The following is a 19,630-nucleotide window of genomic DNA, read 5'->3' as shown; positions in this document are numbered from 1 at the left end:
CGGGGGCGCCGGACGGGTTGTTCCGACCCGCCCGGCCCCCCGCCGACCCCACCCCGGCACCCGCCCGGCCCTAGCCCTCCGTCTCCCGCGTGTCTATCGTCGGAGCATGGCTGCGGACTGGTGGTCGATCGAGATCCTCAACGCCAGGAACACCGCCGCGCGGTGGCGCGACGCCCACGCGGAGTCGCTCATCGAATCGGCGGTCACCAACGGCGCGTTGAGCTGGGAGTGGTACGCCCACTCCTGGGGCGTCGTGTTCGAGGTCCGCTTCCGCGAGGAACACCAGTGGGAGTCCTGGCGCGCGCTGCCCGGCACGGTGGCCGCGCTCGACGCCGCACCCGACCCCGTCCATGGACTGCTGATCCACCGCGGGCACGGCGGCGCGGCCGGCGACCGCTCGCCGCGGCGGCCCCGCATCACCCCGGGCGCGGGAGCCGTCGGCCTGCCGGAGCCCGGGGCCGACGACCTCGCGGTGGTGCTCCCGTAGCCGGCGCGCGGCGGGCACCGGTACCGGCAGCCGTCAGACCAGCCCGTTCCAGCCCCACTGCGGCACCGGGCCCGGGCTGCCCGGTTCGACGCCCGGCTGCGAGACCGACCGCGCGATCCGCGTCCCCCACTCGATGTACTCGGCGAAGCGCCGCTGCAGCAGCTCGTCGTCGGGCAGTTCCTTCGCGGCCGTGGCGATCATCAACTCGGCCCAGCGCGCCCGCTGTTCCTCCGTGATGGACAGCCCCAGATGGTTGCGGATCAGCCCGGGGTGGCCGCCCAGTTCGGCGGTGTAGCCGGCGGGCCCGCCGAAGACCTCGGACATCCACACCGCGACGTGCTCCACGTGCGTCGGGGTGAAGCGCGCGAAGACCGGCGCGAGCAGCGGGTCGGCGCGGACCACCACGTAGAAGGACTCGGTCAGCCGGCGCAGGCCGTCGATCCCGCCCACCGCCTCATAGAAACTGCCGCGCTCCGCCGCCTCGTCCGGGCCGCCCGGTGCGGCCGTGCCGGCGCTCATGCCCGGTCCCCGGAGACCACGGAGGTGCGCTCGTAGTGCTTCATCTCCTCGATGTCGCCGATGTACGGGCGGATCGCGGCCAGGAACGGCGGGAACTGCGGCCCGCCGCGGAAGCCCTGCTCGTGCTCCTCCACCGACGTCCAGTCGATGCGCAGGATGTAGCGGTCCGGCTCCTCGACGCCGTGCGTGAGCTCGTAGCCCAGACACTGCGGCGCGAGCTCCAACTGCTCGGCGGCGGTCGCGTAGGCCTTCTCGAATTCGGGACGGCGCCCGGGATCGGTGATGCGGTAGCGGATGTATTCGACGGTCATCGTGCATCCTTCTTCGCTCTTCGCTCGGTTCCCAGCGACCCCTCGACGGGATCGGAACGGGATCGGGATCGCCCCGCAGGATCGTCCCGCCGGGATCGCCTCGACGGGATCTTCCTGACGGGATCTTCGGCCAGGATCACTCGCCGGGGCCCGGAAACCCCGGCCGTTCGCGGTCGGCGGATCAAGCGGATGGCCGGAATCCGCCCCCGGCGGCCGGGTCTCGGCCGGGTCGCGGGAAGAAGCCGCAGGCCCCGTGACTTGTACCGGGGTATGACGGCAATGAAGGCAATCGTTCACACCACCACCGGCGGCCCGGACGTCCTGTCCCTGACCGAGCGGCCGATCCCGGCGCCCGGACCGGGGGAGGTCCGGGTCAGGGTGCACGTCTCGGGCGTCAACCCCACGGACTGGAAGTCGCGCCAGGGCGCCACCGGAGGCCCGGGCGGCGGCGCCGAGCAGGTGCCGAACCAGGACGGCGCGGGGGTGATCGACGCGGTCGGCGAGGGCGTCGCGCCCGAGCGCGTCGGGCAGCGGGTGTGGATCTGGGAGGCGGCCTGGCAGCGCGCCGACGGCACCGCCCAGGAGTACGTGGTGCTCCCCGAACGGCAGGCGGTGCCGCTGCCCGACGAGGCGTCGTTCGACCTCGGTGCGAGCCTCGGCATCCCGGCGCTGACCGCGCACCGCACCCTCACGGTCGCGGACGGCGGCCCCGACCGCCTCGCCCCCGGCTCCCTCGACGGCCGCACGGTGCTGGTCGCGGGCGGCGCGGGCGCGGTCGGCAACGCGGCGATCCAGCTGGCGCGCTGGGCCGGCGCCACGGTGGTGACGACGGTCAGCAGCCCGGAGAAGGCCGGACTCGCCCGCGCCGCGGGCGCGCACCACGTCGTCGACTACCGCGCCCAGGACGCCGCGGCGACGATCCGGTCCCTGGTGCCGGAGGGCGTCGACATCATCGTCGAGGTCGCCCCCGCCGTGAACGCCCCCATCGACCACGCCGTCGCCGCGCCGAACGCGGTCGTCGCGTTCTACGCCAACAACGGCGGCGACGAGATCACCGTCCCGATCCGCCAGGCGATGGTGCCCAACCTGCGCTGGCAGGGCGTCCTCGTCTACACCGTCCCCGAGCGGGCGAAGGCGAACGCCGTCGCCGACGTGTCGGCCGCCGTCGCCGCCGGCGCGCTGCGCGTCGGCGAGGCCGCAGGACTGCCGCTGCACCGCTTCCCGCTGGAGAAGACGGGCGACGCCCACGCGGCGGTGGAGCACAACGCGGTCGGCAAGGTTCTCATCGACGTGATCGCGGACTGAGCGGCAGGCCTGCCGCCGGGACGCGGCCGGGGCTCCGACAGCACCGGTGGCACCGGTAGCGCCCACGGCTCAGCGGCCGGACGCGGTGGCGGCGGGGCGGAGGTGCGGGGACGTGCCGCCGCCCCCCGGCGCCGCCGCCCCGCTCGGCGTGCCCCGCCGCCCCACGGCCACGCCGAGCAGCACGACGAGCGCCCCCACCGGCTGGTTCCACGTCATGCCCTCACCGAGCAGCACCGCCCCGGCCACCACCGCGACCAGCGGCATCAGGTACGTGACGGTGGACGCGGCCACCGCTCCCGCGCGGCGGATGACGCGGTAGTTGAGCAGGTACGCCACGCCCGTGCCCAGCACGCCGAGCAGCAGCAGGGCGACGACGGCGGACGGCGACCATCCGTCGGGGCCGGTGGACGGCAGCCCGCCGGAGACGAGCGGCGCCAGGACGGCGGCCTCCGCCGTCGCCACCACGACCTGGGCGGCGGAGAGCGAGACGGTGGACTCGGGGCGCCCGGCCAGGAAGCGCTGCGCGTAGGGGAAGCCCACGGCGTAGCAGCCGGCCGCCGCGAGGCAGGCCAGCTGGCCCGCCAGGTCCGAACCGTCGGCGCCGCGCCACACCCCGAGGACCACCAGGACGCCCGCGAAGCCGATCGGCATCCCCAGCAGCCGGCGCGCCCCCGGCCGTTCCCCGGGCAGGGCCACGGAGACCACCACCATCGTCAGCAGCGGCGTCGCGGCGTTGAAGATCCCGGCGACGACCGAGGAGACCCGCTGCTCGCCCCAGGCGAAGAGCGTGAACGGCGCGACGTTCACCAGCGCCCCGGTGACCGCCAGGTGGCCCCACACCCTGGCGCCGCGCGGCAGCCGGGCCCCGGTGGCCCGCAGCCACACCAGCAGCGTCACGGCGCCGACGGCCAGCCGCACCAGCGTCACGTAGGCGGGCGGCAGGACGCCCACGCCCACCTTCATCAGCAGGAAGCTGCTGCCCCAGATGACGGCGAGCAGCACGAGCGCGTCCCACCACCGCTGCCCGCCCCCGAGCTGTCCCCGGCCCTGTCCCCGTCGCGCTTTCATGATGTCCATGCCGGAAAAGTAGGGGCCGGACACTTCGGTGCCCGCCGAAGTGTCGCGGGGCGATGATGGGCCCCATGACCGGTCCGCGCACACCCACCACCCTGGCGGCCCTGGCCGCGCTGCTCGCCGACGAGACCCGCGCCTCCGTCTGCCTGGCCTTGCTCGACCGCCGCGCCTGGACGTCCGGCGAACTCGCCCGGCACTGCGGGGTCGCGCCGTCGACCATCAGCGAGCACCTCACCCGGCTCGTCGACGGCGGCCTGCTGGTGCGGGAGCGGCAGGGCAGGCACCGCTACGTCCGGCTCGCCGACCCCGACACCGCGCGCATGATCGAGGACCTGGCGGCCCACGTCGCCCCGGCGAAGCCGGCCGGCGGCGGGCTGCGCGCCCACTCCGCGGGCCAGGCGCTGGCCAGGGGCCGCACCTGCTACGACCACCTGGCCGGACGGCTCGGGGTCGCGATCACCGACGCGATGACCGGGCGCGGGCTGCTGAGCCAGGACGCGGGCTTCGCCCTCACCGCGCCCGGCCTGGAGTGGCTCACCGGCCTCGGCGCCGACCTCTCGGGATACGACCTGTCCGGCTCCGGCTCCGGCTCCGGCTCGGGCTCCGGTTCCGGCTCGGGCTCTGGCTCCGGTTCCGGTTCTAGCTCCGGCTCCGGCGTCGGCTCCGGTTCCCGCGGGGCTGCCGCGTCCTCCCGCCGGCCCCTCGCCCGGTCCTGCCTGGACTGGACGGAACGGCGCCCGCACCTGGCGGGCACGGCAGGGGCCGAGCTGTGCCGGCTCGTCCTCGACCGGGGCTGGGCCACCCGCATCGGCACCCGCCGTGCCGTCCGCGTCACCCCGCTGGGCCTGGACGAGCTGCACCGGACGCTGGGCATCGCGCCTGACCTGCTGGAAGCCGCGTAGGCGCTGGAAAGGGCCTGAGGCGCGGCACGGGGAGGCCCCTGCCGGGGCCGCGTGACCACCGGCACATCCGTGCGCCGGGCCCGCGCGACGAGGCTGTCGGACAATAGACCTGGGCCACCGGGATCCCCGACGGGATCCAGGGCCCGATCCGTCCCCGCCCCGTCCCCGATCCGCCGCAGGGAGAGACTTGGCCGCCGTCCGCACCGTGCTCGCCCTGCTGGGGACGGGCGCCGCCGTGCTGATGACCGGATGCTCCGCGACGAACGACGCCGAGAGCGCCGGGCCGACGCCCATGGCGTCCGCGCCCGCCAAGCTCTGGCCCAACCGGCCGCCCGCCACCGAGGAGCCCGGGGAGCCGGAGAACGAACGGGCCGTGCCGGTGCCCGGCATACCCAAGGTGGTCTCGGGGGACATCAGGAAGGTGGACCCGGTCGCCGTCATCCAGGCCGAGATGGCCGCCGCCCCGGACGCGCGCACCGGAACGGACGCGCTCGACCAGGAGACCGCCGCGAAGGCCGCCGCCTGCCCGGAGGGTGCCGCCGGGCGCTCCGGGTGCCCGATCCGCAGGCCCGAGTACTACGACCTGACGGGCGACGGGAAGGCCGAGGCCGTCCTCGGCGTCGACATGGTCGACGGCTTCCTCGCGCTGCGCTGCTACACGCTGAACGACGGGGTGCTGACCCGCGTCCTGGCGACCGTCACGAAACCCATGTCCGTGCAGGTGGCGGGCGGTGACCTCATCGTCCAGGAGCCGACCCCGTCCGAGGGGTACGAGCAGCGCACGGTCTACGCCTGGGACCCGCAGGCGCGGGCCATGGCCATCCAGAGCGACGACTACCGGCGCGCCACCCCGCCGCCCGGCCACGGCCGGCGCCACGGCTACGGATTCGACGGCGGCGACGCCGACTCCTCGTGGAAGCGGTCCCGGTGAGGCGGCGCGGGCGGCTGCCGGCCTGGACGGCGACGCTCTACTGGAAGGCCGCCGTCTTCATCACGGCGATGTGCTGCGTCGTCGCGGTGGTGCTCGGCACGCTCGTGCACGTCATGGTCACCCGGCAGACCGTCCACCAGGCCCGTACCGCCGCCCTGAGCAGGCTGGACACCGCGACCCAGGCGTACATCGCGGGCGACCCGCTGCGCCGTGGCACGGCGCTGAACCCACCGGACCTCCCCGACCGGCTGCGGGAGCTGGCGCTGCGCGGGGAGCGCGGCACGATGTTCGGTGACTTCAACGGCCGCCGCACGATGTGGGCGGCCGGCCCCGCGGGCGGCAAGGCGCTGGCCGTGCCGCTCGACTACACCCGCAGCGCGGAGAGCATCAGGGGGCTGGACCGGGCGATCATCCTGTCGTCCGCCCTGGCCATCGGCGGCACCCTGCTGATCGGCGTCTTCGCCGTCTCCCGGGTCACGCGGCGGCTGCACAGGACCGCGGCCGTCGCCCGCCGGATCAGCGCGGGCGACCTCGACGCCCGGGTGGCCGATCCCCGCACCACCGGCCCGGCCAGCGCCCAGGACGAGGTCGCCGCCGTCTCGGCGGCCCTGGACGCCATGGCCGCGTCCCTCCAGCGCCGGCTGCAGAGCGAGCAGCGCTTCACCGCCGACGTCGCCCACGAGCTGCGCACGCCGCTGGCCGGGCTGCACGCGTCGGCCGAGCTGCTGCCGCCCGGCCGTCCCACCGAGCTGGTCCAGGACCGGGTCCAGGCGCTGCGCCGGCTCACCGAGGACCTGCTGGAGATCTCCCGGCTCGACTCCCGCACCGAGCGGGTCGAGCCGGACGCCCACTTCCTGGGGCTGCTGGCCGAGCGGGCGGTCGCCGCGTCGGGGCTGGCGGCCGAGGTCCGCGTCGTCCGCGACGTCTGCCTCGTCACCGACCAGCGGCGTCTCGAACGCGTCCTCGGCAACCTGATCGGCAACGCCCACCGGCACGGCCGCCCCCCGGTGGTCCTGACCGTCGACGGCCCCGCCATCACCGTCCGGGACCACGGCGACGGCTACCCCGGCTACCTGCTCGACCACGGCCCGCAGCGGTTCCGCACCGAGCCCACCAGCAACGGCAACAAGGGCCACGGCCTGGGCCTGACGATCGCCGTCGGCCAGGCCCGCACGATCGGGGCCGAGCTGCGCTTCACCAACGCGGCGGACGGCGGCGCGCTCTCCACGCTCGTCCTCCCGACGCCGGAGGAGCCCGCGGAGCCGGGCGCGGGCCCGCTGTCCTGAGGGCTCATCCGGTCTCGGCGGCCTCCGCAGGCACCGGCCGTGCGCCGGGGACCCCCCGCGCCAGATAGCCCGCCATGCACAGCGACGCGATCCCGGCGCACGAGATGGCCGCCCCCACGGACACCACCTCGGCCGCCGCCCCGAAGAGCGCGGGACCCACTCCCTGAACGGTCATCATCCCGGACGTGAGCAGCCCGAACGCCTGCCCGCGGCTGGCCTCCGGGAGCGCGTCGAGGAACGAGCGCTGCAACCCCAGGCTGTACGCGAACCCGGTGCCCGTCACCAGCAGCAGGACCGCGCAGAGCGGCCACGGCGGGCCGAGCGCGAAGCCGAGCAGCGGCAGACCCAGGACGGCGACGAGCACGGCGACCAGGCGCTCGCGGGTCGCGGGCCGCACGAAGCGTCCGACGACCAGGTTGCCGACGAGCATGCCGACCGGCAGGCAGGCGAGCAGCAGTCCGGCGGTCCCGTCGGGGAACCCGCGCCGCCCGGCGTACGGCACGACCAGGCTCTCGGCGCTGGCCGCGAAGGCGGACGGCAGCCACTGTGCGAGCAGCAGCTTGCGCACCCGGCTGTCGGCGAACAGCGCCCGGTTGCCCGCCCAGCTGTGCCGCATCAGCGACCCGGACTCCGCCTTCCGCTGGGGGGCGGGCAGGTCGGGCAGCCGCAGCCGTACGGCGACCGCCGCGACGAGGTACGCGCCCGCGCTCAGCAGCAGCGCGTGCCGCGAGCCCAGGAACGTCACGGCGATGCCGCCGCCCGCCAGCCCGAGCAACTGGGCGGCGGACGACGACATGCTGGACAGCGACCGCCCCAGCACGTACGCGTCGCCGGTCAGCGTCTCGGCGACGAGGCGGTTGGAGGCGCCCTGGAAGACGGGTGTCAGGAAGGCCACGACGGCGACGAGCACCAGGATGCAGACGACCGGCAGGTGCGCGAGCGCCATCGCGACGGCCGCGGCGAACTCCAGCAGGTACCCCGCGGCGATGAGCCGCCGCGGCCGGACCCGGTCGGCGAGCGAGCCGAGCAGCATCGAGCCGGCGAGCTGCGGCAGGAACCCGATGCCGAACGTGAGGGCGCCCATGAGCGGGGAGCCGGTGGTCGCGAAGATCAGCACCGACAGGGTCAGGATCCGCAGCGAGTCGGCGGTGATCGTGATCGCCCGGGTGCCGAAGAGCAGCCGGAAGCGCTGGTCGGACAGCACTTCCCGGTAGGTGGTCCGCCGGGGCGGAGCAGCGTGGAACGTCATGGGCACGAGCCTGTTCCCCGGTCCCCTCCCGGACGACTCCTACGTCCAGGGACGTAAGCTGCGCCCATGCGGCGATTCGAGTTCGGCACCGACGACCTGCTGCGCAGCCGGTTCGCGCTCTCCCCGGCCTTCGAGCTGTGCAACCTCCTCGGCCACCTGGAGGGCCGCACCCGCCAGCGGCTGCCGCCCGCCTGGTCGGCCCGGCTGATGCCGGTCTTCCAGCGGCTGCGCCGCGAGACCGACCTGGACGTGGCACTCGCCCTCCACACCCGCACCTTCGGCGCCAACTTCGTCGCGCTGCCGCCCCGCGGCCTCGACCAGACCTGGGACGACGACATCGCGGCGATCCGCGCCACGAGCCTGTCCCAGGCCCACGAGGAGGCCGAACAGTGCCTCGCCGCCCGCCCGTCCCGCGACCCGCGCGTGCTGGCGGCGCTGCGCGGCGACCACGTCGTCGAGCGGGTCGCCGACGCCCTGGACCAGGCCTGGCACGAACTGCTCGCCCGCGACTGGCCGCAACTGCGCGCCATCTGCGAGCGCGACGTCGTCCACCGGGTCGGCCGCCTCGGCCGCTCGGGCTGGGCGGCCACCCTCGAAGACCTCCACCCGGACCTGCGCTGGCGCGCCGACGGCATCGACATCCGCAGCAGGACCTTGGCGAGGGACAGCGTCACCACCCTCGCGGGCGAGGGACTGCTGCTCATCCCGTCGGTCTTCGTCTGGCCCCACCTGGCCACCTACCTCGACGACCCCTGGCCGAAGGCGGTCATCTACCCCGCCCGCGGCACGGCCGCCCTGTGGGAGACCCCCGACGCCGTCGAACCGGACGCCCTCGCCGACCTCCTCGGCCGCTCCCGCTCCCGCCTGCTGGCCGCCCTGGACCAGCCCGCGAGCACCACCCAGCTCGCCCAGAGCCTCCGCCTCGCCCCCGGAGCGGTCGGCGACCACCTGACCGTCCTCCGCAAGGCCGGCCTCCTGCACCGGGCCCGCTCGGGCCGCTCGGTCCTCTACTACCGAACCCCCCTGGGCGAAGCCCTCACCGCCACCACCCCCACCGACGACTGAGCCCGGGTGCCCTCCGTGAGGAGGGCACCCGGGCTCAGGTACGCGGACCGGACCGTTTAGAGGTCGAAGTACATCTCGAACTCGTGCGGGTGCGGGCGCAGGGCGATCGGGGCGATCTCCTGGGTGCGCTTGTAGTCGATCCAGGTCTCGATCAGGTCGCTGGTGAAGACACCGCCGGCCTGCAGGTACTCGTGGTCGTTCTCGAGGGCCTCGAGGACGGCCGGGAGCGAGGTCGGGACCTGGGGGACGCCCGCGTGCTCTTCGGGGGCGAGCTCGTAGAGGTCCTTGTCGACCGGCTCGGCCGGCTCGATCTTGTTCTTGATGCCGTCCAGGCCGGCCATCAGGAGCGCCGAGAACGCCAGGTACGGGTTGGACGACGGGTCCGGCGCGCGGAACTCGATGCGCTTGGCCTTCGGGTTGGCGCCCGTGATCGGGATGCGGATCGCGGCGGACCGGTTGCGCTGGGAGTAGACCAGGTTGACCGGGGCCTCGAAGCCGGGCACCAGGCGGTGGTACGAGTTCACCGTCGGGTTGGTGAAGGCGAGCAGCGACGGGGCGTGCTTGAGGATGCCGCCGATGTAGTACCGGGCGGTGTCCGAGAGGCCCGCGTAGCCCTGCTCGTCGTAGAACAGCGGCACGCCCTCGGTCCACAGGGACTGGTGGACGTGCATGCCCGAGCCGTTGTCACCGAAGATCGGCTTCGGCATGAAGGTCGCGGTCTTGCCGTTGCGCCAGGCGACGTTCTTCACGATGTACTTGAAGAGCATGAGGTCGTCGGCCGCGGCGAGCAGCGTGTTGAACTTGTAGTTGATCTCGGCCTGGCCGGCCGTGCCCACCTCGTGGTGCTGGCGCTCGACCTGCAGGCCGGACGCTTCCAGCTCCAGGGAGATCTCGGCACGGAGGTCGGCGAAGTGGTCGACCGGCGGGATCGGGAAGTACCCGCCCTTGTAGCGGACCTTGTAGCCGCGGTTGTTGTCCTCGGAGCCGGTGTTCCAGGCGCCGGCCTCGGAGTCGATGTGGTAGTACGACTCGTTGGCGGTGGTCGCGAAGCGCACGCTGTCGAAGACGTAGAACTCGGCCTCGGGGCCGAAGTACGCGGTGTCGGCGATGCCGGACGACGCGAGGTACGCCTCGGCCTTCTTCGCCACGTTCCGCGGGTCACGGCTGTACTGCTCGCCGGTGATCGGGTCGTGGATGAAGAAGTTGATGTTGAGCGTCTTGTCCTTGCGGAACGCGTCCAGGCGCGACGTGGTGAGGTCGGGGACGAGCGCCATGTCGGACTCGTGGATGGCCTGGAAGCCGCGGATCGACGACCCGTCGAACATCAGCGTCTCGGTCGGGTCGAAGGTGCTGACCGGGACCGTGAAGTGCTGCATGACTCCGGGCAGGTCGCAGAAGCGGACGTCGATGAACTTGACGTCCTCGTCTGCGATGAACTTCTTGACGTCGTCGGCGTTCTGGAACATCCAACTCCTCCTAGACCCGGCTCGAAGAGTCCGGGATGGCAACACGAGGCGCGGCCAGTGCGATGGCGCACGCTGGCCCCGACCATAGGGATCGGGGATTTCCCAAGCATGACCCATTTGTTTCGTCGAGGTTAACCGGTAGGTCGTGGGCGCCGCGCGGCGGAGCCGAAGGGACCGTACGGGTGAGCCGGGACGGCACAGTACGGTGGACGGGTGGACAACAGGGATGCACTCGGGTCGTGGCTCTCCGGACCGCGCGCGGCGGCCGAGCAGATGGGCACGGATTTCGGCTACCGGGGCGAACGCCTGGGGCTGCCGAAGGAAGGGCCGGGTTCGCTGGGCGGCGTCGGCCGGCGGTTCGTCGCGGTCTTCGTCGACTGGATGCTGTGCCTGGTGATCGCATACGGCCTGATCGCCCACCGTGACGTCCACGCGTCCAATCCCTGGACGCTGGCGCTCTTCGGCGTCCTGAGCGTCCTGACCCTCGCCACCGTCGGCAGCACCCCCGGCAAGCGGCTGCTCGGCCTGCGGGTCGTCACGCTGGGCGGCGGACGGCTCCGCATCGGCCCCGTGGTGCTCCGTACGGTCCTGCTCCTGCTGGTGGTCCCGGCCCTGATCTGGGACCGCGACGGCCGCGGGCTGCACGACAAGGCCGCCCGGTCGGTCGAGGTCCGGATCTAGCGCGAGGTCCGGATCCGGCGACCGGATCCGGCACGAGGGCCCGGTCCAGTGCCGCGGGAACGAATAACGCCCTCGCGAACCGGCTTCCCGGCCCGCGAGGGCGTTGCGATCAGTGGTGGTGCGGACGTCAGCGGCCCTTCGGCATCCGCATGCCCTTCGGCATCGGACCCTTCGGGATCGGCATGTTGCTCATCAGCGTGCCGAGCGACCGCAGCCGGTCGTTGACCTCGGTGACCTTCGGCCCGGCCAGCACGCGCGGCAGCTTGAGCAGCGTCGTGCGCACCTTCTTGAGCGGGACCTGGCCCTCTTCGTTGCCGACGATGATGTCGGTGATCGGCACGTCGAACACGACGCGCGCCACCTTCTTCTTCTCGGCGCCGAGCAGGGCCTTCACCCGGTTCGGGTTGCCCTCGCCGACCAGCACCACGCCGGCCTTGCCCACCGCGCGGTGCACCACGTCCTGGCTCTTGTTCATCGCGACCGCCGGGGTCACGGTCCAGCCGCGGCCCACGTTGTCCAGCACCGCCGCGGCGGCACCCACCTGGCCCTCCAGCTGCCCGAAGGCTGCCTTCTCGGCGCGGCGGCCGAAGACGATGGCCATCGCGAGGAACGCGAACAGCAAGCCCAGGATGCCCGCGTAGATGGGGTGGTCGATCAAGAAGCCGAGGGCGAGGATGACACCGAAGGTGACGATTCCCACAGCCGCAACGACGAGCCCGACCTTGGAGTCGGCCCGCCTGGTCATCTTGTAGGTCTGAACGATCTGTGAAAGACGCCCAGGGTTCTCGGATGTTTCCTTCCTCGCCATGCGGCACAGGATACGTGGCCCGCGCGCCGGTGGGCGCATCGGTGGCCCCCAAGGGGCCGACCGGGCCGTCAGAAGGAATCCGGCCCCATGTGGCGGCCGGTGGCGGGCGCGCTCAGCGCCTCGATCACGTGCTGCACCTCGCGCCGATCCTTGGCCCGGCGGCGGTCCTCGACCACGGCCGACCAGGCGTTGCGGCGGGCGGTCTGCTGCCCTCCGCCGAGCAGCAGCGCCTCCATGGCACGCAGGGCTCCGGTGACGGTGACGGTCGGGTGGAGGGTGCTCTGCCGGCGCTGTGCGGACTCGACCTGCATGGGTCCCCCTCAGGACTCAGTACGGCTCGGAATCGCATGGATGTGCGTGAACCAGGCTCGCCACACTGTGTTACCAGCCTGTGACCGCACGGTCAATCTCGCATGAAACCTCGGAACCGCCCCTGATTCCGGTTCGCCGCGCCGCACGCCTGGTGAGGGCCGGTGACGCGGCGCGCGAGCGCCCCGCGTCACCGTGAGGGGTTTCACATGGCCCGACAGGTTTCCCACCGCCGGGCAGCAGCGTCAGACGGCCTGTGCCGCCACCGAGTGCTCACCCGTTTCGCGGCGGCGGTCCATCGCCTGCTGGAAGAGCCGGCCCGCGCGGTACGACGAACGGACCAGCGGCCCGGACATGACACCGGCGTAGCCGATCTGGTCGGCCTCGTCCTTGAGCTCCACGAACTCGTGCGGCTTCACCCAGCGCTCGACGGGGTGGTGCCGCGGCGAGGGCCGCAGGTACTGGGTGATGGTGATCAGCTCGCAGCCGGCGTCGTGCAGGTCGCGCAGCGCCTGGCTGACCTCGGAACGCTCCTCGCCCATGCCCAGGATCAGGTTGGACTTGGTGACCAGCCCGGCCTCGCGGGCCTTGGTGATCACTTCGAGGGAGCGCTCGTAGCGGAAGCCCGGGCGGATCCGCTTGAAGATGCGCGGCACCGTCTCGACGTTGTGCGCGAGCACCTCGGGCCGGGACGAGAAGACCTCGGCGAGCTGCTCGGGGACCGCGTTGAAGTCCGGGATCAGCAGCTCGACCTTGGTGTGGCCCTCGGCCCGCTCGGCGGTCTGCGCGTGGATCTGGCGCACGGTCTCCGCGTAGAGCCAGGCTCCGCCGTCCTCCAGGTCGTCGCGCGCGACGCCGGTGATGGTGGCGTAGTTCAGGTTCATCGTCACGACGGACTCGCCGACGCGGCGCGGCTCGTCGCGGTCCAGCGCGGCCGGCTTGCCGGTGTCGATCTGGCAGAAGTCACAGCGCCGGGTGCACTGGTCGCCGCCGATGAGGAAGGTGGCCTCGCGGTCCTCCCAGCATTCGTAGATGTTGGGACAGCCGGCCTCCTGGCACACGGTGTGCAGGCCTTCGCTCTTCACGAGCGCCTGCATCTTCGTGTACTCGGGGCCCATCTTCGCCCGGGTCTTGATCCACTCGGGTTTGCGCTCGATGGGGGTCTGAGCGTTCCGGACTTCCAGGCGCAGCATCTTGCGTCCGTCGGGTGCGACAGCGGACATCGTCCGGTACTCCCCTTCCACCAGCAGCGTGTCTTCGAATCTTCGGCGAACCCCAGGGTACGCCCGTTGTTTGTACCTGTACGAACAGAGCCAACCATCGGCCTCATGGGGGCATTCCCCCAAGGGGGTGACGGCCCGCGGCCCGTTCCCTACACGGCCCGCGGCAGCGGCGCCGCGGATTCCAGCACCGCCCGCAGGTGCTTCTCGACCACCGGCACGACGTCGGTGACGGAGATGTCGCGGCCCAGCTCGTTGGAGAGCGAGGTCACCCCGGCGTCGCGGATGCCGCAGGGCACGATGCGGTCGAACCAGGTGTTGTCGGGGTCGCAGTTGATCGCGAAGCCGTGCATCGTCACGCCCTTGGCGACGCGGATGCCGATGGCCGCGAGCTTCCGGTCCTCCCGGCGCTGGCCGGCGTTGGACGGGGCGTACTCGGGCCCGTTCAGCCGGGCGTCGAACTCCTCGTCGCCCAAGCGCGGGTCGAAGTCGAGCGTCAGGCCGCCCGTCGGGCGCTGCTCGACAGGGTCGCCCAGCACCCAGACGCCGCTGCGGCCCTCGATGCGGGTGGTCTCCAGGCCGAACTCGGCGCAGGTCGCGATCAGCGCGTCCTCCAGCCGGCGCACGTGCGCGACGACGTCGACCGGGCGCGGCAGCTTGAGGATGGGGTAGCCGACGAGCTGCCCCGGGCCATGCCAGGTGATCTTGCCGCCGCGGTCGACGTCGACGACCGGCGTGCCGTCCAGCGGGCGCTCGTTGTCGGCGGTGCGGCGGCCCGCGGTGTAGACCGGCGGGTGCTCCAGCAGAAGGCAGGTGTCGGGGATCTCGTCCTCGAAGCGCGCGGCGTGCACCCGGCGCTGCTCCTGCCACGCCTCCTGGTACTCGACGGCGTCCGCCCCGAAGCCCAGGTGGACGAAGTGCAGGTCAGTCACGTCAGCTCCTCGTAGTCGCCTCGTTGGCGCCCCTGCAACTGTACGACCGGGCCGGGGGAGGGACGGAGCCGGGACGGCAGCGGGAGTCGAGCCGGGACGGCAGCGGGGGTCGAGCCGGGGCAGGGCTCGGACGGCGGCAGCCCTCGGCGGGGCCGGGTCGATACCACGGTCGGCGACCGGAAGGCAGGCGTTTACCCGTCAATGGGACGGACTGTCACCCATTCGGGGGAACCTGCGGCTCAGGCGGTGAGCGCGGCACTACAGGTCGTTACATTCACGCATTTCCGTTCCTCCAAGGAAGTGGACCGCACCGCCGATGACGGACCGATCCCCGCAGCGTTCCCCCAACCGCCAGCTCGCCACCCTGATCTCGGAGGCCGGCTTCTCCAACGCGGGGCTCGCCCGCCGGGTCGATCAGCTCGGTATCGAGCACGGCCTGGACCTGCGCTACGACAAGACCTCCGTGACGCGCTGGCTGCGCGGCCAGCAGCCACGCGGCACCACGCCCGCGCTCATCGCCGAGGTCTTCACCCGGCGGCTGGGGCGCCGGCTCTCCGCCCAGGACATCGGACTCGACGCCTGCGCGCCGGTCTACGCGGGCCTGGAGTTCGCCGCGGGGCCTGAGGAGGCGATCGACATCATCAGCGGGCTGTGGCGCAAGGACACCGGCAGCCAGGCCGAGCTGCGCAAGATCGCGTTCACGCCGGCCGGGCTGGTGGTGCCCAGCCGCGACTGGCTCATCGGGCGCCCCGACGAACGCGTGGCGCACGGGGGAGGCGCGCACGCGGCAGGCACGCACGGGGGAGGGCCGCACGGGGGAGGGGCGGCGACCGGCGCCGGAACGGCGGCGTCCGAACCCGAGCGCGCGGCCCGGCCGGCCCGGATCCCCGCGCAGACGCGCGGCCACGGGCCGGGCCGCGCCGCCGTCCCCCGCCAGCGCGTCACCATGGGCGACATCGCCGCGCTGCGCTCGGTCGGGGACCTCTTCCGCTCCCTCGACAACACCTACGGCGGCGGCCACGCCCGCCAGGCGCTCGTCCGCTACCTGGAGCACGAGGCCGAGCCGATGCTGCGCGGCACGTACGGCGAGGTCCTCGGCCGACGGCTGTTCGGCGCCGTCGCCGACCTGACGCGGCTGGCCGGCTGGACCTCCTACGACATCGGCGCCCACGGCCTCGCCCAGCGCTACTTCGTCCAGGCCCTGCGCCTCGCCCAGGCGTCGGGCGACCGCGTCTACGGCGGCTACGTCCTCGTCACGATGAGCCGCCAGGCCGTGTACCTCGCGCACGGACGCGAGGCGGTCCAGCTGGCGCGGGTCGCGCAGCAGGGGGTCGGCACGAGCGCGCCCCCCGTCGTGCAGGCCCTGCTGCACGCCGCGGAGGCGCGCGGGCACGGCCTGCTCGGCGAGATGCGGGCCTGCTCGGCGGCGCTCGCGCGCGCGGAGCGCTCGCTGGAGGCGGCCCGGGCGGGGGACGAGGTCCCGCACTGGGCACGGTTCTTCGACGAGGCGCAGCTCGCGGACGAGTTCGGCCACTGCCACCGGGACCTGCAGCAGTACCGGGCCTCGGCGCAGTACGCCGAGCGCTCGCTCCAACTGCGAGGGCCGGCGTACGCGCGCAGCCGGGTGTTCTGCCGCACGGTGCTGGCGACGGCGCGGCTGGGGCTGGGGGAGGTGGACCTGGCGTGCGTGCTGGCGGGCGAGGCGATGCAGCAGGCGACCGAGATGCGCTCCCTGCGGGCGGTGGAGTACGTACGGGACTTCGCGAGACGACTGGAGCCGTTCCGGGAGAGCGGGCCCGGGCGCGGGTTCTTCGAGCGGGCGGCGGCGCTGGGGCTGGCCGTCGGCTGAACTCCCGCGCGGAACTCGCGCGCACCAACTCACCTGCTGAACAACGGAGTTCATGCCCCGGACCCTGGTTCCCGGGGCAGGAACTCCCGGGGCAGGAACTCCCGTGCACCCGGCGTCAGGCCGCGTCCTCCTCCTGCTGGGGGATGACGGTTGCCGCCGGGCGGTAGCCGAAGTCCGCCAGGAGGTGGCCGGCGGCGCGGCGGCCGGAGACGAGCGCGCCCTGGACGGTGCTGGTGTCGCGGTGGTCGCCGCAGACGTAGAGGCCGCTCAGCAGCCGCACCGGGCGCCGTACGTCGTGCGGGGCGGTCATCACCGGGACCGCCTCGGGGTCGTGGTGGGCCGCCAGCGGCTCCCAGTCGTCCGTCGAGGTCTCGTACAGCTCCGCCAGGTGCTTGCGGACGGCGATGTCGTCGGCGCCGCCGTTCTCCTGGGGGCCGAGGAGGACGGACGTCACGAGGGCGCGGCCCGACGGGGCGCGGGAGGGGTCGAGTTCGCTGGCCGGCAGCGTGTGCGAGACGGGCCCGTGCCGGTCGGCGTCCAGGACCAGGAGGGGCTCGCGCAGCGGCGACCGGGGCGCGGCGTGGTGGACGACCGTGACGGGGTGGAAGGCGGGCACCCGCAGCCCCGGCAGGAGTTCGCCCGCGGCGCGGGCGCCGGTGGCCACCACCACCGCCCGGCACGGCAGTTGGCCCTCCCTGCCCCCGCTCCCGCCCCCGAGGCGGTCAGCGCCGTCGGCGCCTTCCGCGGCGACGGTGGCGACGGCGTTGACGGAGACGGCGGTGGCCCGGACACCGAGCCGCACGGTGTCCGGCGGCAGTGCGGCGGCGAGGCGTTGCGGGACGGTGGCGGCGCCGGCGGCGGGCAGACAGGTGCCGCCGCGGGCGAAGCCGCGCAGCACGAGGTCGGCGCAGCGGCTGGAGGTGGTGAGGTCCGGGTCGCAGAGCAGGGCCTCGAGCAGCGGGCGCAGGAAGCCGTCGACCAGGCGCGGCGCGAAGCCGCGCGCGGCGAGGGCGGCGTCCGCGGTGGTCTCGGGGCGGGCGAGCAGGCGCGCGGCGGACGTGGCGGCCAGCCGGTTGAGCGCGGTGCCGAGGCCCGCCCGGTCGAGGGTGTCGCCCAGCGGGGTGCGCGCCGCGGAGAACACCGCGCGGGCCCGTGTGCCGCGACTGTCACCGACGCGGTAGCCGCGGCCGCCGGCCCGCACGAGGGCGCCGGGGGCGAACGGCCGCAGCTGCAGTCCCTGGAGCCCCGGGGTGTGCCGGAGGTCGGGATTGGACATGTTGAGCAGCTGCGGCCCGTGGTCGAGCCGGAAGCCGTCCACGGTGTCGGTGGCCATTCGGCCACCCACCCGTGACCCCGCCTCCAGCACCGTCACGGTGAGCCCCGCGCTGGTCAGATGGTGTGCCGCTGCGAGACCTGCGAGTCCGGCCCCGATCACGACGACGTCCGCTTGCCGTGCTGTTGAGAGCACGATGCCCCTCCGGAGGTTGGCTTCGTTCCCCGCTCGCGTCAGCTGGCGCTGGTAGGGGTCATGCCCTCATCACCGGTGGCTGATGCACTGGGTGCAGGGTGCGATTCAGCCTTTCGGCACTGAGTGCCCGCGAAGCGGCCGATAAGCGCCCCCGCGGCCCCACGGCTGCGCGGGCTCCTCCGGTGCCCCGCGCGGCCGTTCAGCGCCCGCGCGCCGCCCTGATGCTCTCCTCGATGCCCGGGAAGGCGAACGTGAAGCCCGAGTCGAGCAGCCGCCGCGGCAGCACGCGCTGGCTCATCAGCACGTCCTCGGCGAACTCGCCGAGCGCGATGCGCAGGGCGAACGCGGGGGCGGTGGCGAGGGTCGGGCGGCGCATGACGCGGCCCATCGCCGCGGTCACCTCACGGTTGGTGAGGGGCTCGGGCGCCGTCAGGTTCACCGGTCCCGAGAGGGTCTCGGTGTCGATGATGTGGCGGAACGCGGCGATCTCGTCGTGCAGGGAGATGAAGCTCCAGTACTGCCGCCCGTCGCCCAGCCGGCCGCCGAGACCGGCGTTGAAGAGCGGGAACAGCCGCCCCCAGGCGCCGCCCTTGCTGGAGACGACGAGCCCGGTGCGGGCGAACGCGGTCCGGACGCCGGCCGCCGCCGCGGGCTCCGCGGCGGCCTCCCAGTCCCGGACCACCCCGGCGAGGAAGTTGTCGCCGCCCGGCGCGTCCTCGTCCACCGCCCGGTCGCCGGTGTCGCCGTAGTACCCGATCGCGGTGCCGCAGACGAGGACCTTGGGCGGGGTGTCGAGGGACGCCACGGCCCGGGCGATCGCGGTGGTGCCGAGGACGCGGCTGTCGTGGATCTCCTTCTTGTACGCGGCGGTCCAGCGGTGGTCGCCGACACCCGCCCCGGCGAGGTGGACGACCGCGTCGCAGCCCGTCAGCCCCTTGGTGTCGACGAACTCGCGCGCGGGGTCCCAGCGCACCTCGTCCGGGCCGGCGGGTTCGCGCCGGACCAGGCGGACGATGTCGTGGCCGTCGGTGCGGAGGGAACGGGAGAGGGCGGAGCCGATGAGACCAGACGCGCCGGTGACTGCGATACGCATGCCCCCCATTCTGCCTGCGGAGGAACCTGACGGGGGGCAGGTGGGCCGGGAGGCGTACGTGGCAGAGTTGCCGGTATGTCAGATGTGATAGTCCGTTCGGCGAGCTACGCCGACGAGGCGGACCTCGTCGGGATCGATATCCGCACCTGGTCCTTCCTGCACGCGGTGCTGCCGCGGCCCGACGCCGACAAGCCGTTCTTCGACGAGCGGCACACCCCCGAGGGGATCCTGGTCGCCCAGGTCGACGGGCGGTTGGCGGGCTACGTGCGGATCGTGTCGCCCACCCCGCTGCCGTGCAACGCGCACGTCCGCCAGATCCAGGGGCTCGCCGTGGACACCTGGGCCCGCGGCCGGGGTGTCGCCCGCCGGCTGATGGACGAGGCGCTGCGGGAGGCGGGCCGGCAGGGCGCGACCCGCATGACCCTGCGGGTGCTCGGCCACAACGCCCCGGCGCGGCGGCTCTACGAGTCGATGGGGTTCACCGTCGAGGGCGTGCTGCCGGGCGAGTTCCTGCTGGAGGGCACGTACGTGGACGACGTGCTGATGGGCCGGCCGCTGGACCTCGCCGCAGCGTGAGCACGCGTCAGCCCGCGTGAGCCGCGTGCTCACGTGTCAGCCGCGCCGGGCGCGCCCGGCCGGTCCGACCGACCGGTCAGGCACGCCGGCCCGGTCAGT

The 19,630-nt window shown here is 73.6% G+C and carries 20 protein-coding genes; 9 read left to right on the top strand and 11 right to left on the bottom strand.

Annotated features, from left to right (window positions below; all coding sequences use genetic code 11):
• The first annotated feature begins 106 nt into the window (after positions 1–106).
• A complete protein-coding gene (locus tag ABZ721_RS08715) occupies positions 107–487 on the top strand; it encodes a hypothetical protein (protein WP_358787881.1) in 381 nt (126 codons plus the stop codon).
• A 33-nt stretch (positions 488–520) separates the two neighbouring features.
• Here ABZ721_RS08715 and ABZ721_RS08710 read toward each other — a convergent pair whose 3' ends face one another.
• Positions 521–1,006 carry a group II truncated hemoglobin gene (locus tag ABZ721_RS08710; RefSeq protein WP_358787880.1) on the bottom strand — a complete coding sequence of 162 codons (486 nt, stop codon included), beginning with the start codon at positions 1,004–1,006 and terminating at the stop codon, positions 521–523.
• Positions 1,003–1,317, bottom strand: coding sequence for an antibiotic biosynthesis monooxygenase family protein (locus tag ABZ721_RS08705; protein ID WP_358787879.1), 315 nt, complete (start codon positions 1,315–1,317; stop codon positions 1,003–1,005). Before ABZ721_RS08705 ends, ABZ721_RS08710 begins: the two co-directional genes overlap by 4 nt.
• 279 nt (positions 1,318–1,596) lie before the next feature.
• On the opposite strand from ABZ721_RS08705, the gene ABZ721_RS08700 reads away from it, so the two are divergent.
• The gene (locus tag ABZ721_RS08700) at positions 1,597–2,622 is read left to right on the top strand and encodes an NADPH:quinone reductase (RefSeq protein ID WP_358787878.1); all 1,026 of its coding nucleotides are present in this window, start codon (positions 1,597–1,599) and stop codon (positions 2,620–2,622) included.
• Between the two features lie 69 nt (positions 2,623–2,691).
• On the opposite strand, the gene ABZ721_RS08695 is transcribed toward ABZ721_RS08700, so the two are convergent.
• Positions 2,692–3,699, bottom strand: a complete 1,008-nt coding sequence (locus tag ABZ721_RS08695) for a DMT family transporter (protein ID WP_358787877.1) — start codon at positions 3,697–3,699, stop codon at positions 2,692–2,694.
• Between the two features lie 65 nt (positions 3,700–3,764).
• Here ABZ721_RS08695 and ABZ721_RS08690 point away from each other — a divergent pair, with 65 nt between their 5' ends.
• The 3 genes from ABZ721_RS08690 to ABZ721_RS08680 all read left to right on the top strand — a co-directional run bounded on the left by ABZ721_RS08690 (position 3,765) and on the right by ABZ721_RS08680 (position 6,815).
• Positions 3,765–4,598, top strand: coding sequence for a helix-turn-helix domain-containing protein (locus tag ABZ721_RS08690; protein WP_358787876.1), 834 nt, complete (start codon positions 3,765–3,767; stop codon positions 4,596–4,598).
• 187 nt (positions 4,599–4,785) lie between these two features.
• A complete protein-coding gene (locus tag ABZ721_RS08685; protein ID WP_358787875.1) occupies positions 4,786–5,529 on the top strand; it encodes a hypothetical protein in 744 nt (247 codons plus the stop codon).
• Positions 5,526–6,815 carry a HAMP domain-containing sensor histidine kinase gene (locus ABZ721_RS08680; protein ID WP_358787874.1) on the top strand — a complete coding sequence of 430 codons (1,290 nt, stop codon included), beginning with the start codon at positions 5,526–5,528 and terminating at the stop codon, positions 6,813–6,815. Before ABZ721_RS08685 ends, ABZ721_RS08680 begins: the two co-directional genes overlap by 4 nt.
• Positions 6,816–6,819: 4 nt before the next feature.
• Here the strand turns inward: ABZ721_RS08680 and ABZ721_RS08675 are convergent, their stop codons facing one another.
• The gene (locus ABZ721_RS08675) at positions 6,820–8,064 is read right to left on the bottom strand and encodes an MFS transporter (protein WP_358787873.1); all 1,245 of its coding nucleotides are present in this window, start codon (positions 8,062–8,064) and stop codon (positions 6,820–6,822) included.
• A gap of 66 nt (positions 8,065–8,130) precedes the next feature.
• On the opposite strand from ABZ721_RS08675, the gene ABZ721_RS08670 reads away from it, so the two are divergent.
• Positions 8,131–9,129, top strand: a complete 999-nt coding sequence (locus ABZ721_RS08670) for a DUF5937 family protein (RefSeq protein ID WP_358787872.1) — start codon at positions 8,131–8,133, stop codon at positions 9,127–9,129.
• Between the two features lie 56 nt (positions 9,130–9,185).
• On the opposite strand, the gene glnA is transcribed toward ABZ721_RS08670, so the two are convergent.
• A complete protein-coding gene (glnA, locus tag ABZ721_RS08665) occupies positions 9,186–10,595 on the bottom strand; it encodes a type I glutamate--ammonia ligase (RefSeq protein ID WP_358787871.1) in 1,410 nt (469 codons plus the stop codon).
• 213 nt (positions 10,596–10,808) lie between these two features.
• Here glnA and ABZ721_RS08660 point away from each other — a divergent pair, with 213 nt between their 5' ends.
• Positions 10,809–11,276: an RDD family protein gene (locus tag ABZ721_RS08660; RefSeq protein ID WP_358787870.1), complete on the top strand. Its 468-nt coding sequence runs from the start codon at positions 10,809–10,811 to the stop codon at positions 11,274–11,276.
• 127 nt (positions 11,277–11,403) lie between these two features.
• Here the strand turns inward: ABZ721_RS08660 and ABZ721_RS08655 are convergent, their stop codons facing one another.
• From ABZ721_RS08655 to lipB, 4 genes are all read right to left on the bottom strand, one after another.
• On the bottom strand, positions 11,404–12,084 hold the full coding sequence (locus ABZ721_RS08655; RefSeq protein ID WP_358788016.1) for a DUF4191 domain-containing protein: 681 nt from the start codon (positions 12,082–12,084) through the stop codon (positions 11,404–11,406).
• Positions 12,085–12,152: 68 nt separating this feature from the next.
• A complete protein-coding gene (locus ABZ721_RS08650; RefSeq protein ID WP_358787869.1) occupies positions 12,153–12,395 on the bottom strand; it encodes a hypothetical protein in 243 nt (80 codons plus the stop codon).
• A 243-nt stretch (positions 12,396–12,638) separates the two neighbouring features.
• Entirely contained in the window at positions 12,639–13,616 is a 978-nt protein-coding gene (gene lipA / locus ABZ721_RS08645) for a lipoyl synthase (protein WP_358787868.1), read from the bottom strand.
• Positions 13,617–13,765: 149 nt separating this feature from the next.
• Positions 13,766–14,545, bottom strand: coding sequence for a lipoyl(octanoyl) transferase LipB (gene lipB / locus ABZ721_RS08640; RefSeq protein WP_358787867.1), 780 nt, complete (start codon positions 14,543–14,545; stop codon positions 13,766–13,768).
• Positions 14,546–14,861: 316 nt separating this feature from the next.
• Between lipB and ABZ721_RS08635 the strand changes: the two genes are divergently transcribed.
• Positions 14,862–16,394: a regulator gene (locus tag ABZ721_RS08635; RefSeq protein WP_358787866.1), complete on the top strand. Its 1,533-nt coding sequence runs from the start codon at positions 14,862–14,864 to the stop codon at positions 16,392–16,394.
• A 115-nt stretch (positions 16,395–16,509) separates the two neighbouring features.
• Here the strand turns inward: ABZ721_RS08635 and ABZ721_RS08630 are convergent, their stop codons facing one another.
• The gene (locus ABZ721_RS08630; protein ID WP_358787865.1) at positions 16,510–17,862 is read right to left on the bottom strand and encodes an NAD(P)/FAD-dependent oxidoreductase; all 1,353 of its coding nucleotides are present in this window, start codon (positions 17,860–17,862) and stop codon (positions 16,510–16,512) included.
• A gap of 199 nt (positions 17,863–18,061) precedes the next feature.
• A complete protein-coding gene (locus tag ABZ721_RS08625) occupies positions 18,062–18,964 on the bottom strand; it encodes a TIGR01777 family oxidoreductase (RefSeq protein ID WP_358787864.1) in 903 nt (300 codons plus the stop codon).
• Positions 18,965–19,030: 66 nt separating this feature from the next.
• Here ABZ721_RS08625 and ABZ721_RS08620 point away from each other — a divergent pair, with 66 nt between their 5' ends.
• Positions 19,031–19,531 carry a GNAT family N-acetyltransferase gene (locus ABZ721_RS08620; protein ID WP_358787863.1) on the top strand — a complete coding sequence of 167 codons (501 nt, stop codon included), beginning with the start codon at positions 19,031–19,033 and terminating at the stop codon, positions 19,529–19,531.
• Positions 19,532–19,630: the final 99 nt, after the last annotated feature.

This window comes from Streptomyces sp. NPDC006733 (genome assembly GCF_040636125.1).
GTDB lineage: Bacteria > Actinomycetota > Actinomycetes > Streptomycetales > Streptomycetaceae > Actinacidiphila.
This window is presented reverse-complemented; position numbering and strand designations above follow the sequence as displayed.